This is a genomic window from Streptomyces sp. PKA51 (assembly GCF_057552455.1).
In genome coordinates, this window is record NZ_BAAJPZ010000013.1 from 56,246 (window position 1) to 68,919 (window position 12,674).

Annotated in this window: 11 protein-coding genes; 7 read left to right on the forward strand and 4 right to left on the reverse strand. The window is 72.0% G+C overall.

The features are described from left to right. The first annotated feature begins 3 nt into the window (after positions 1 to 3). From AC27L3_RS19955 to AC27L3_RS19980, 6 genes are all read left to right on the forward strand, one after another. Positions 4 to 1,902 carry an ABC transporter ATP-binding protein gene (locus AC27L3_RS19955; protein WP_487235507.1) on the forward strand — a complete coding sequence of 633 codons (1,899 nt, stop codon included), beginning with the start codon at positions 4 to 6 and terminating at the stop codon, positions 1,900 to 1,902. A gap of 364 nt (positions 1,903 to 2,266) precedes the next feature. Then, complete coding sequence (locus tag AC27L3_RS19960; RefSeq protein WP_487235400.1) at positions 2,267 to 3,091, forward strand: response regulator transcription factor; 825 nt, start codon at positions 2,267 to 2,269, stop codon at positions 3,089 to 3,091. A gap of 24 nt (positions 3,092 to 3,115) precedes the next feature. Then, entirely contained in the window at positions 3,116 to 4,138 is a 1,023-nt protein-coding gene (locus AC27L3_RS19965) for a LacI family DNA-binding transcriptional regulator (protein WP_487235401.1), read from the forward strand. A gap of 166 nt (positions 4,139 to 4,304) precedes the next feature. After that, the gene (locus tag AC27L3_RS19970; RefSeq protein ID WP_487235402.1) at positions 4,305 to 5,288 is read left to right on the forward strand and encodes a S1C family serine protease; all 984 of its coding nucleotides are present in this window, start codon (positions 4,305 to 4,307) and stop codon (positions 5,286 to 5,288) included. Positions 5,289 to 5,371: 83 nt separating this feature from the next. Next, complete coding sequence (locus AC27L3_RS19975) at positions 5,372 to 6,106, forward strand: response regulator transcription factor (protein ID WP_487235403.1); 735 nt, start codon at positions 5,372 to 5,374, stop codon at positions 6,104 to 6,106. Further along, entirely contained in the window at positions 6,103 to 7,518 is a 1,416-nt protein-coding gene (locus tag AC27L3_RS19980; RefSeq protein WP_487235404.1) for a sensor histidine kinase, read from the forward strand. Before AC27L3_RS19975 ends, AC27L3_RS19980 begins: the two co-directional genes overlap by 4 nt. Before the next feature lie 63 nt (positions 7,519 to 7,581). Here the strand turns inward: AC27L3_RS19980 and AC27L3_RS19985 are convergent, their stop codons facing one another. From AC27L3_RS19985 to AC27L3_RS20000, 4 genes are all read right to left on the reverse strand, one after another. Then, positions 7,582 to 8,637 (reverse strand): LmeA family phospholipid-binding protein, encoded by a 1,056-nt coding sequence (locus AC27L3_RS19985; protein WP_487235405.1) that lies wholly within the window; start codon positions 8,635 to 8,637, stop codon positions 7,582 to 7,584. Between the two features lie 426 nt (positions 8,638 to 9,063). Then, positions 9,064 to 9,555 (reverse strand): hypothetical protein, encoded by a 492-nt coding sequence (locus AC27L3_RS19990; protein WP_487235406.1) that lies wholly within the window; start codon positions 9,553 to 9,555, stop codon positions 9,064 to 9,066. A 108-nt stretch (positions 9,556 to 9,663) separates the two neighbouring features. Next, the gene (locus AC27L3_RS19995) at positions 9,664 to 9,894 is read right to left on the reverse strand and encodes a hypothetical protein (RefSeq protein WP_487235407.1); all 231 of its coding nucleotides are present in this window, start codon (positions 9,892 to 9,894) and stop codon (positions 9,664 to 9,666) included. Between the two features lie 98 nt (positions 9,895 to 9,992). After that, positions 9,993 to 11,828, reverse strand: coding sequence for a bifunctional metallophosphatase/5'-nucleotidase (locus tag AC27L3_RS20000; protein ID WP_487235408.1), 1,836 nt, complete (start codon positions 11,826 to 11,828; stop codon positions 9,993 to 9,995). Positions 11,829 to 12,098: 270 nt separating this feature from the next. On the opposite strand from AC27L3_RS20000, the gene AC27L3_RS20005 reads away from it, so the two are divergent. Further along, a complete protein-coding gene (locus AC27L3_RS20005) occupies positions 12,099 to 12,650 on the forward strand; it encodes a hypothetical protein (RefSeq protein WP_487235409.1) in 552 nt (183 codons plus the stop codon). Positions 12,651 to 12,674: the final 24 nt, after the last annotated feature.

Below are 12,674 nucleotides of genomic sequence, written 5' to 3' on the forward strand. Positions count from 1 at the left end.
TTCATGGGCGGCCAGCCCACCGAGAAGTCCATGAACTTCGGCCCCTCCGCCCGCCGGCTGCTGGGGCAGCTGCGGCCCGAGCGGGGCATCATCTACGTCGCGCTGGCGCTCGGCGTGGCCAGCGTGGCGCTGGCCGTCGTCGGCCCCAAGATCCTGGGCCGGGCCACCGACCTGCTCTTCGCCGGCGTCGTCGGCGCGCAGATGCAGCCGGGCGTCACCAAGGCCGAGGTCCTGGCGCACATGCGGCAGCAGGGCAACGGCAAGATCGCCGACGTGCTCTCCGCCGTCGACTTCACGCCCGGCCAGGGCATCGACTTCGGCGCGGTGGGCACCGTCCTGCTGTGGGTGGCGCTGATCTACCTCGGCTCCTCCCTCTTCGGCCTGGTGCAGGCGCGCATCGCCACCACCGTGGTGCAGCGGGCCGTCTTCCGGCTGCGCCAGCAGGTGGAGGAGAAGCTGGGCCGGCTGCCGCTGAGCTACTTCGACAAGCAGCAGCGCGGCGAGGTGCTCTCCCGTGCCACCAACGACATCGACAACATCGCCCAGACGCTCCAGCAGACCCTCAGCCAGATCATCGCCTCCCTGCTGACGATCGTCGGCGTGCTGGCGATGATGTTCTGGATCTCCTGGCTGCTGGCGCTGGTCGCGCTGGTCACCGTGCCGGTGTCGATCCTGGTCGCCACCCGGATCGGCAAGCGGGCGCAGCCGCAGTTCGTCGCGCAGTGGAAGTCCACGGGTAAGCTCAACGCCCACATCGAGGAGATGTACACCGGCCACTCGCTGGTGAAGGTCTTCGGCCGCCAGAAGGAGTCCGCGGAGGTCTTCCGCAAGGAGAACGAGAACCTCTACGAGGCCGGCTTCAAGGCACAGTTCATCTCCGGCATCATCCAGCCGGCGATGATGTTCATCGGCAACCTGAACTACGTCCTGGTCGCCGTCGTCGGCGGTCTGCGGGTGGCCACCGGCGCGCTGTCCATCGGTGACGTCCAGGCGTTCGTGCAGTACTCGCGGCAGTTCAGCCAGCCGCTCACCCAGGTGGCCTCCATGGCCAACCTCGTCCAGTCGGGCGTGGCCTCCGCCGAGCGGGTCTTCGAGCTGCTCGACGCCGAGGAGCAGCGCCCGGACGCGGCGGACGCGCCCGTGGTCGGCCCCGTGCGCGGCGAGGTCGTCTTCGAGAAGGTCTCCTTCCGCTACGAGCCGGACAAGCCCCTCATCGAGGACCTCTCGCTGACCGTGCGCCCCGGCCAGACCGTGGCCATCGTCGGCCCCACCGGCGCCGGCAAGACCACCCTGGTCAACCTGCTCATGCGCTTCTACGAGGTGGGCGGCGGCCGCATCACCCTCGACGGCACCGACATCGCCGCGATGTCCCGCGAGGAGCTGCGCTCCCACATCGGCATGGTGCTGCAGGACACCTGGCTCTTCGGCGGCACCATCGCCGAGAACATCGCCTACGGGGCGGCCGAGGGCACCTCCATGGACAAGATCGTGGAGGCGGCGAGGGCCACCCACGTCGACCGCTTCGTGCGCACGCTGCCCGACGGCTACGAGACGGTGATCGACGAGGAGGGCTCCAACGTCAGCGTCGGCGAGAAGCAGCTGATCACGATCGCCCGGGCGTTCCTGGCCGAGCCGGAGATCCTCGTCCTCGACGAGGCGACGAGCTCGGTCGACACCCGTACGGAGGTACTCATCCAGCAGGCGATGGGCCGTCTGCGGGCGGGCCGGACGAGCTTCGTGATCGCGCACCGGCTCTCCACCATCCGGGACGCGGACGTGATCCTGGTGATGGAGTCGGGGCGCATCGTGGAGCAGGGCACCCACGAGTCGCTGCTGGCCGCGGACGGCGCGTACGCCCGTCTGTACGACGCGCAGTTCGCGCAGCCGGTCGCGGAAGCCTGACGGAGCCTTGACGCAGGTTCCGGGGGCATCGCGCCCCCGGAACCCCCGTCGAGGCGGCAGACTGGTGGCGGGGTGCGGCCGGCGGCCGTCAAGGATGCGCGGCGACGACCACTCGAAGTGACCGACGAAACACAAGGTCGTGCAAAGTCATCCGGGCCCCGGAAAGTCTCGTGGGTTATTCTGCTGCGCAGGAAGGATCCGGGCAGCGTGGCCCCCGGGTCCTTTTGTGCATTCGGACGACGAGCAGTGCCCCCCACCGTCCTCGCAGGGACCGAGGAGGAACCGACGCAATGGGCGAGCGAAGCGCACGAGAGACGAGCAAGCGCGAGAGCGACACGACGACGACCGGGGCGGGTGGCGGCCGATGAGTTCCCTGCTGCTGCTGACGAACGCGCTCCAGCCGTCCACCGAGGTCCTGCCCGCGCTGGGGCTGCTGCTGCACAGCGTGCGCGTGGCCCCCGCCGAGGGGCCGGCCCTGGTGGAGACCCCCGGCGCCGACGTCATACTGATCGACGGCCGGCGCGACCTGCCCCACGTGCGCAGCCTGTGCCAGCTGCTGCGCTCCACCGGACCGGGCTGCCCGCTGCTCCTCGTCGTCACCGAGGGCGGCCTGGCCGCCGTCACCGCCGACTGGGGCGTGGACGACGTACTGCTCGACACCGCGGGCCCCGCCGAGGTCGAGGCCCGGCTGCGGCTGGCGATGGGCCGCCAGCAGATCTCCACGGACGACAGCCCCATGGAGATCCGCACCGGCGACCTCTCCGTCGACGAGGCCACCTACAGCGCCAAGCTCAAGGGCCGGGTCCTTGACCTGACCTTCAAGGAGTTCGAGCTGCTCAAGTACCTCGCCCAGCATCCGGGCCGGGTCTTCACCCGCGCCCAGCTGCTGCAAGAGGTCTGGGGCTACGACTACTTCGGCGGCACCCGCACGGTCGACGTGCACGTGCGGCGGCTGCGGGCCAAGCTGGGCCCCGAGCACGAGTCGCTGATCGGCACCGTGCGCAACGTCGGCTACCGCTTCGTCCTGCCGGAGAAGCCGGAGAAACCGGAGAAGACGGCGAAGCCGGACAGGCCCGGCACGCCCGCGGAGACGGAGGGCGCCCCGAAGGGGCGCGACGCCGGCCGGCAGCGTGGGGCGGAACACACCCAGGGCGCCGGATCCGAGGCCGCTCGCCCGGTGAAACGGTAGGTGGACCCGCGTAGACTGCCGCGCGTGGCCAAGGTGACGCGGGACGATGTGGCACGGCTTGCGGGAACGTCTACCGCGGTCGTCAGCTACGTCATCAACAATGGACCGCGCCCGGTGGCACCGGCGACGCGGGAGCGGGTGCTGGCCGCGATCAAGGAGCTGGGCTACCGGCCCGACCGGGTCGCCCAGGCCATGGCCTCCCGCCGCACCGACCTCATAGGCCTGATCGTCCCGGACGCGCGGCAGCCCTTCTTCGCCGAGATGGCGCACGCGGTCGAGCAGGCCGCGGCCGAGCGCGGCAAGATGGTCCTCGTCGGGAACTCCGACTACCTCGACGAGCGCGAAGTGCACTACCTGCGCGCCTTCTTGGGCATGCGGGTCTCCGGGCTCATCCTGATCAGCCAGGGCCCCAGCGAGACCGCTGCCCTGGAGATCGACGCGTGGGACGCCCGCGTGGTCCTGATGCACCGCAGGCCCGACGCGATCGACGACGTCGCCGTCGTCACCGACGACGTCGGCGGCGCCCAGCTCGCCACCCGGCACCTGCTGGAGCACGGCCACCCCTACGTGGCCTGCCTCGGCGGCACCGAGGAGACCCCGACCATCGGCGACCCCGTCACCGACCACGTCGAGGGCTGGCGCCGCGCCATGCGGGAGGCCGGCCGCAGCACCGAGGGCCGCCTCTTCCCGGCCCCCTACAACCGCTACGACGCCTACAAGGTCGCCCTGCAGCTGCTGGCCGGCCCCGACCGGCCGCCGGCGCTGCTGTGCGCCACCGACGACCAGGCCATCGGCGTGCTGCGGGCGGCCCGCGAGCTGGACATCGACGTGCCGGGGGAGCTGGCGGTGGCCGGCTTCGACGACGTCAAGGAGGCGGCGCTGACCGACCCGCCCCTGACCACGGTGGCCTCCGACCGGCAGGCGATGGCCCGCTCGGCCGTCGACCTCGTCCTCGACGACGGCCTGCGGGTGGCCGGCTCGCGCCGGGAGCGCCTGAAGCAGTTCCCCTCCCGTCTGGTGATCCGCCGCAGCTGCGGCTGCGGCTGACCCCAAGGCCCGCCCGGCGGATCTTCGCCATGCGGCCACCACGGCGCCCCGTAGGGGCGCAGGGGCGATCCGTCGGACACGGTTTGGCAGCGACCCGGCCGGGTTCTGTGCCGGATCTCAGCGCCTCCTCAGACTGTTCTCATCTGCGCGGAGCACAGTCATGGGCATGGACGAGCACACGAACCCGCAGCAGTACCCGGCGCCCCCCGCGACCCCGCCGTACGCGGGCTTCGACCCGGTGCCCCAGGCCCACCGCCGGCCGAAGGGCAGGCGCCCCGGTGCGCTGCTCGCCGCCTGCGCGCTCGTCGCCGCCGTCGTCGGCGGCGGCTCCGCCGCCCTCGTGGGCGAGCTGACCGGCGGCGGCGCCGGCAGCGCCGCCCGCTCCACGCCCGTGCAGAACGCCTCCCTCAAGGGCAGCGGCGTCTCGGCCGTCGCCTCCGCCGTCAGCCCCAGCATCGTGGAGATCAAGGCCAGCACCGGTGCGGGACAGTCCACCGGCTCGGGCGTGATCATCACCGGTGACGGCGAGGTCGTCACCAACAACCACGTCGTCGCGGGCGCCGACACCGTCCAGGTCTCGCTCAAGGACGGCAGCACCAGGACCGGCACCGTCGTCGGCACCGACCCCGGCAAGGACCTGGCACTGGTCAAGCTCAAGGACGCCAAGGGCCTCAAGGCCGCCACCCTCGGCGATTCCGGCAAGCTCGTCGTCGGCGACCAGGTCGTGGCCATCGGCTCCCCCGAGGGCCTGACCGGCACCGTGACCAGCGGCATCGTCTCCGCCCTCAACCGCGACGTGACCGTCTCCAAGGAACAGGGCCGCGGCCAGGGCCAGCGGCAGCAGCAGCGCGGGCTGCCGCAGTGGCCGTTCGAGTTCGGCGGCAACCAGTACAACGGCGACACCGGCTCCGACAAGACCACGTACAAGGCCATCCAGACCGACGCCGCCCTCAACCCCGGCAACTCCGGCGGCGCGCTGATCAACATGAACGGCGAGATCATCGGCATCAACTCCGCCATGTACGCCCCCGGCGGGCAGGGCGGCGGCTCCGGCGAATCCGCCGGCAGCGTCGGCCTCGGCTTCGCCATCCCGGTCAACACCCTCAAGGCCGACCTGGCCAAGCTGCGGGCGGGCGGCACCAACGCCTGAGCGCCCCCGCCACCCGGTCGCGTGGCAGGCTGGGAACGCCCCGGCCACCGCCGCCGACCGACCGAATCCATGAGGTACCGCAGATGAGCCCCGCCGAGCACGGCGAGACGCCCGCCCGCATCCTGATCGTGGACGACGAGCCCGCCGTCCGCGAGGCGCTGCGCCGCAGCCTGGTCTTCGAGGGCTACGCCACCGAGACGGCCGTCGACGGGCTGGACGCCGTGGAGAAGGTCGCCGCGTACGACCCCGAGCTGATCGTGCTCGACGTGCTGATGCCGCGCATGGACGGCCTGACCGCCGCCCGCCGCCTGCGTGCCTCCGGGGTACGGGTGCCCATCCTGATGCTGACCGCCCGCGACACCGTGGGCGACCGGGTCACCGGCCTGGACGCCGGCGCCGACGACTACCTGGTCAAGCCGTTCGAGCTCGACGAGCTGCTGGCCCGCATCCGCGCCCTGCTGCGCCGCAGCGCGTACGCCGCCCCGGCGGCCCCCGCGGCCGCCGAGGAGCAGACGCTCTCCTTCGCCGACCTGACCATGAACCTCGCCACCCGCGAGGTCACCCGCGGCAGCCGGCACGTGGAACTGACGCGCACGGAGTTCACCCTGCTGGAGCTGTTCCTGACCCACCCGCGGCAGGTGCTCACGCGCGAGCAGATCCTGAAGTCCGTGTGGGGCTTCGCCTTCGAGCCGTCCTCGAACTCCCTGGACGTGTACGTGATGTACCTGCGGCGCAAGACCGAGGCCCACGGCGAGCCCCGCCTGGTGCACACCGTCCGCGGGGTGGGGTACGTCCTGCGCAGCGGCGGCACCGAATGAAACGGCTGATCCGCCGGTTCCGCGTGCTGCCCCTGCGCTCCCGGCTCGCCCTGCTGACGGCCGCCGCCGTCGCCGTGGCCGTCGCTCTCGCGGCCGGCGCCTGCTGGGTCGTCACCAAGGAACAGCTCGGCCACCAGCGGGACACCACCCTGTCCAACCAGCAGGTGGACGAGCGGGCGGTCCTGCAGCTCGTGCGCAGTTGCGGCACCAACCCCTCCGGCCTGCCGCCGGCCCCCGGCTCGTACACCATCCAGGTCGTCACCGCGGGCGGACTGGTGTGCACCACCCCCGGCAAACCCGCGATCAAGGTCGTCGGGGCCGACCTGGCCGTCGCCGCCGGCCAGGCCGGAGAGGTCCTGCACGACGCCGTGGCCACCGACGGGCAGCACATGCGCGTGGCGACCTACCGCTTCCCCAACCAGCAGGTGCTGCCCAACACCGCCGTCTCCATCGCCCAGCCGCTGAGCGACCTCGACAAGCCCCTCGGCTCCCTGGCCGTGGTGCTCGTCCTCACCGCCGGCGTGGGCGTCGTGCTCGCGGCGACCGCCGGCCTGTGGATCGCCCGGGCCGCCCTGCGCCCCGTCGACCGGCTCACCGGCGCCGTCGAACACATCGCCCGCACCCAGGACCTCGCCGTCCGCATCCCCGTCGAGGGCGACGACGAGATCGCACGCCTGTCCAGCTCCTTCAACGCCATGACCGCCGCCCTGTCCTCCTCCCGGGACCGCCAGCAGCAGCTCATCGCCGACGCCGGACACGAGCTGCGCACCCCGCTCACCTCGCTGCGCACCAACATCGACCTCCTCGTCCGCAGCGAGGAGACCGGCCGGGCCATCCCGGCCGACGACCGCAAGGAACTCCTCGCCAGCGTCCGCGCCCAGATGGCCGAGCTCGCCGCGCTCATCGGCGACCTGCAGGAACTCTCCCGCCCCGACGGCCCCGAGGGCAGCGGACCCCTGCAGGTGGTGCCCCTCCACGAGGCCGTCGACCGCGCCCTGACCCGCGCCCGCCTGCGGGCCGCCGGCGCCGGGCTCACGATCGACGCGCACGTCGGCCCCTGGTACGTGCGCGCCGAGGCGGGCGCACTGGAACGCGCGGTGGTCAACCTCCTCGACAACGCGGTCAAGTTCAGCCCGGCGGGCGGCGTGGTCGAGGTACGGCTGGAGGACGGCGAACTGACCGTCCGCGACCACGGACCGGGCATCCCCGCCGACGAACTCCCGCACGTCTTCGACCGCTTCTGGCGCTCACCCTCCGCCCGCAGCCTGCCCGGCAGCGGCCTGGGCCTGTCGATCGTCGCCCGCACCGTGCGGCAGGCGGGCGGCGAGGTCACGCTGCGCCCGGCGGACGGCGGCGGCACGGTGGCGACCGTCCGGCTCCCGGGGGCGGCGGTGGAACCGCCGCCGCTTTAAGGCGTGGCCGGCGGATCTTCGACTGCGGGCCGTCGGTGGCCGATCGTGCAGTTCCCCGCGCCCCTACGGGGCGTCGGCCCCTACGGGCAGGGCATCCGCCGACAGGTCCGCTTGGATGCCGTCGCGCTCGACCGTGACGTCCTGCAGGCGTAGGCCGTACTCCTTCGCCTCCTTCGGCAGCCGGAAGGACAGCGACAGCCGGTCGGCGAGCTCCGGCGGTTGCAGCTCCGACAGCGCGGTGAGCAGCTTCGGGTCGACGCCGAGTTTCTCCAGCAGCCACGGGTGCTCGGCGAGGACGTCGACGAGGTTCAGCCGGGTCAGCTCCTCGACGAACCGGGGCGTGCCCGCCACCTCGTGCAGGCGCTCCTCGCTGCGCAGTGCCTGCGCCGCCACCTCCGCCGGTACGCCCAGGCGCTCGGCGATCGCGGGAACGGACAGCAGCGCCTTCACCCGCGCGGCGTCCTTGCCGATGCGTTCGGCGGCCTCGCGGTGCAGTACGAGGCGCTTGTCCGTGCCGCCGGGGTGGTAGGTCGCGACGCGCGGGATGTCCAGGCTCATGCCGTCGATCTCGGTGTTGATCCCGTCGTCGCCGGTGCGGCGCAGGTGCGCCCGGGCCCGTACGACGAGCTCCTGGCCGGCGACGGCCAGCCGGCCCCGGGCGCCGATCGCGTTGCCGCCGAGGTCGCTGAACGTGACCTGGGAGGCGCCCAGTTCGCGGTTCATGTCGTCGAACGCGAGCAGGACGTTGCCCTCCAGGCGCCCGATGACCGCGCCGCGGACGTCCGCGGGCAGATCGCCGTGCAACCGGATGTCGCGGGCACTGGCATGGACACGAGCGAGGGAGACGCGGTCGGCGGCGACGTGCGGCACGGTGACGTCCACCTGGCGCAGACGCTTGCCCACCACCTGGGTCAGGAAGGGGAAACCGCGGATGTCGACCTGCGGCTGCGCCTGCAGGTGCAACGCCTTCTGCAGCTGCTGCTGCGCCTTCTTCTCCGCGTACATCGCGGCACACCGGTCGGCCAGCAACAGGATGGCGACGCCGGCGAGCGCGGCGAACAGCAGCTTGGTCGCCGTACGGTACGGCTTGCCCGCCGGCCGGCGCCGCCTGTGCCGCATGCGGCCCCTGCGGTGCGAACGGGGCCCGCCGCGACGGTGGTTGGGGGGAGACCACGGCTCGTCGTCGGCGACGATGCGGGCGGGGGTGATGCGCAAGGAGCTTTCGGGGTCACTGGTGTCAGGGGGACTGGAAGGTATGCGTGTGGGGGTGCGCATCACCTCATCCCACCACGCGGGGACCCCTCGAACGCAAGCCCTACCGGCAGTAGTGACGCATTATTGGCGTGGCTGCCGCGCAGCGCCCCGTCAGGGGCGCGGGGAACTGCGCGACAAGCCACGGCGCGCCCGCAGATCGCCGGAACCCCGGGGCGGTGCGCCGGCTGCGGGCCGTCGCGGGCCGATCGCGCAGTTCCCCGCGCCCCTTCGGGGCGCCGTGGTGCCCCGCGACGAAAAGTGGTGTCCGCGACGAAGGTCCGCCGGAGGGGGCTAGCGCATCCAGATTGTCGACGTTGCCACGACCCGTGCCTTCTTCGGCTGGTCGGGGTTGCCGTAGCGGACCTCGAAGCGGGGGTGGGTGCGGGTGAACTCGCTGTCGACGATCCGCACCTGGGACGCCTTCTTCACCGTGCGGGTGGCGATGTCGCCGTCGAGGAAGAAGCCGAAGTCGCCCTTGGCCGGGGCGTAGACGAAGAACTCGCCGCCCGCGTAGCGCTTGTGGGCCACCTCGTCCGTCAGGACCAGCGACCAGTAGCCGACGCAGTGGCCCGCCGGGCACATGAACCGGTACTCCGCGCGCAGCCCGTCGAGGTCCATGACGGCGAACGGGTTGTCGTCGCCCTGGGTGGCCTTCGCCGTGGCGACGGCAGGGGCGCCGGCCGTGGCGGCCGTGGCGGCCGTCGCGGCCTGGGTCGCCGTCAGGGCGAGGGCGGCGGTCGCGACGGCGGTGGTGAGGGCGCGGAGGGCGGGGCGGCGTATCAAGGGGATCTCCTATCCGGCGGATGCGTGATCGCACGGTGACCATGCGTGATCTTGGTGCGTGTCCGCCGGGCCCGCAACGCCGCGGGGGGAAAACCGGCCAACCGGGTGTCAGACGATGCCTTCCAGCGGGTTGGCGAGGTGGAGTAGCCGGGTGCTCAGCGCCGATGCGTCGACGGTGCCGTTCGTATGGCCGGTCGCGGTGCCGCCCAGCAGGTTCGCGTCCACGTCCGCCTCAGCCGGGGCCGCGAGGGCCGCGCCCAGGCCGCACAGCAGAAGCGTTGCGGCGAGCGTGGTCATGGCGCGACGGCGCAGGGCCTTCATCGTGAACTCCCCTTCCATGGTGACCGTTCCGGCTCCCTGCCTACCGCCGGCCGGTCCCGCCCATGCCCGTCGCGCTCCCGCGCGCCCCCTGGTGCGCGCGGGAGCCGGGTGATCGGTTACTTCACGATCGTGATGCGGCCGGCCGCCGGCGGGGCCAGCGGGGCGGTCTTCGACGAGTGGGCCGTCAGGTAGGCGACGAAGGCGTCGAGGTCGGAGAGGCCGACGCGCTTGTTCGTGCCCTCCTTGAAGGCCGGGAAGCCGTCACCGCCGCCCATCAGGAACTCGTTGGCGGCGACGTGGTAGGTCCTGCCGGGCTCGATCGGGGCGCCGTCGAGCTTGACCGAGGAGGCGACGATGCGGTCGGCGCCCTTCTTTGTCAGGTCCAGCGTGTAGGTCAGGCCCTTGCTGACCTGCAGGATCTTCGGCTGGGCCTCGTTCGGGCCGCTGACCTGCTGCTGCAGGGCGGCGATGACCTGGGCGCCGGTGAGGTCCTTGACCTGCATCATGTTGGTGAACGGCTGGACGGTGAACGCCTCGCCGTAGGTCACCACGCCGTCGCCCTCGGCGCCGGATGCCTTGTAGGCGAGGTCGGAGCGGATGCCGCCGGGGTTCATGAACGCGATCTGGGCGCCGCCCTTGTCGGCGGGGGCGAGGGCTTCGAGCTGGGCGTCGGTGATGACGTCGCCGAGGGGCTGCTCGTACGCCTCGGAGCCGCGGCCGTTGATGTCGGCGGAGATGTAGCCGACCGGCTTGTTGGCGACCGGCGCGGCCAGCGCCTTCCAGCGGTCGATGAGCGCGGTCATGTCCGCGGCCTTGGGCTGGTTGCGGTCGACGACGTGGTTGCCGGTGCGCGGGTTCTTCGCCTCGGAGGCGGGGGCGGCGGCCTTGACCGGCTTGCGGACGATGTCCTTGGTGCGGCGGTCGTAGGTCAGCGTGGTGTCGGTGTACAGGCGGCCGAAGGAGGCGGCCGAGGTCACCGTGCGGGGCGCGCCGGAGGGGTCGGGGATGGTGCACGCGTACGCCTGGTGGGTGTGGCCCGTGACGAGGGCGTCGACCTTCGGCGTGACCTTCTTGGCGATGTCGACGATGGCGCCGGAGATGCCGGCGCCCGCACCCGGGGTGTCGCAGTTGTAGTTGTACGCCCCGGAGGCCGGCATGCCGCCCTCGTGGACGAGCGCGACGATGGACTTCACGCCCTGGCGGTCGAGCTCCTTGGCGTACTTGTTGATCGTCTCGACCTCGTCGGCGAACTTCAGGCCCTTGACGCCCTCGGCGGTGACGACGTTCGGGGTGTCCTTCGTCGTGACGCCGATGAAGCCGACCTTCACGCCCTTGTGCTGCCAGATGGTGTAGGGCTTGAGGATGGGCTTGCCGGTCTTCTCGTCGGTGACGTTGGCGGCGAGGTAGGGGAAGTCCGCGCCCTGGAACTTCTTGCCCTTCTCGTAGCAGCCCTCCTTGGGGTGGCAGCCGCCGCGCTGCATGCGCGTCAGCTCGGTGCGGCCCTCGTCGAACTCGTGGTTGCCGACGGAGGTGACGTCGAGCTTCAGCTTGTTGAGCGCCTCGATGGTGGGCTCGTCGTGGAAGAGGCCGGTCATCAGCGGACTGGCGCCGATCATGTCGCCGGCCGCGGCGGTGATGGAGTACTCGTGGCCCTTGCGGGCGGTGCGCAGGGAGTTGGCCAGGTACTCGACACCGCCCGCGGGTATGACCTTCTTCGTGCCGTCGGCCTGGGTCTCGGTGACGGTGCCGGAGGAGCCCTGCGGCGGTTCGAGGTTGCCGTGCAGGTCGTTGAAGGACAGCAGCTGGACGTCCACCGTGCGGCCGTGGTCGTGCCGCGCGGAGGCCGCCCCGGCGGGGGCGGCGGTGGACAGGACACCGGCGGTGGCGGCGAGCGCGGCTGCTGCGGTGGTCAGCCGTCGTGCGAGGCGCTTTTTCGGCGGCGTCGCGTGCATGTGTTCCCCTTTGTGCAGTTGTGCAGTGGGTGCATGGGAAGTGGTCGGCGGCAGCCTACGGTCAACGCGCGTAGCCGCACAGGAGGGGCGGAGTGACGAAAGGGTTACGCCGCTTGACCGGACGTGGCGTGCTGTGGCGTATTAAGGGCCGCAGTTTTACTTAGGGAAGCCTTCCCTTGCTGTCTGCGACCGCCCGTACGACCTACCCGTACGACCGACCCGTACGACCTACCTGCACGACCTGCCTGTACGACAAGGAACACCGCCACCGTGACCACCCCGGCCACCCCCGCCGCCGTCCCCGCCCCTCCGGTGGCCCCGGCCCTGCGCACCATCGCCGCGAGCCTGGGCGTGTGCGCGCTGTGGGCGGCCGCGGTGTGGACCGCGGTGCACCTGCGGGCGGATCCGCTGCTGCACGATGTGGCGCTGTTCGTGCACCTCGCCTGCCTGGTCGTCGGCTTCGGCGCCGTGCTGACCGTGGACTGGCTGGGGTTGCTGTGGCTGGCGGGGAAGCGGCCGCTCGACGAGGTGCTGCGCACCTCGGCGGCCGTCCACGTCCCCATCTGGCTGGGGCTGGCGGGGCTCGTGGGCAGCGGTGTCCTGCTGCAGCCGTCCCTCTCGGCGCCCCTGACCCAGGTCAAGCTCGCCCTCGTGCTCCTCGTCGCGCTCAACGGGATCCACGCCCATGTCCTGCAGGGGAGGCTGACCGCCACGGCGGTGGCCGGCCGGGCGCTGCTCGTACGCTGCGGCGTCACCGTTCTGCTCTCCCAGCTCGGTTGGTGGGGCGCCACCCTCATCGGCTTCCTCAACAGCCGCCGCTGACCCGGCCCCCGCGGGCGCCCGTCG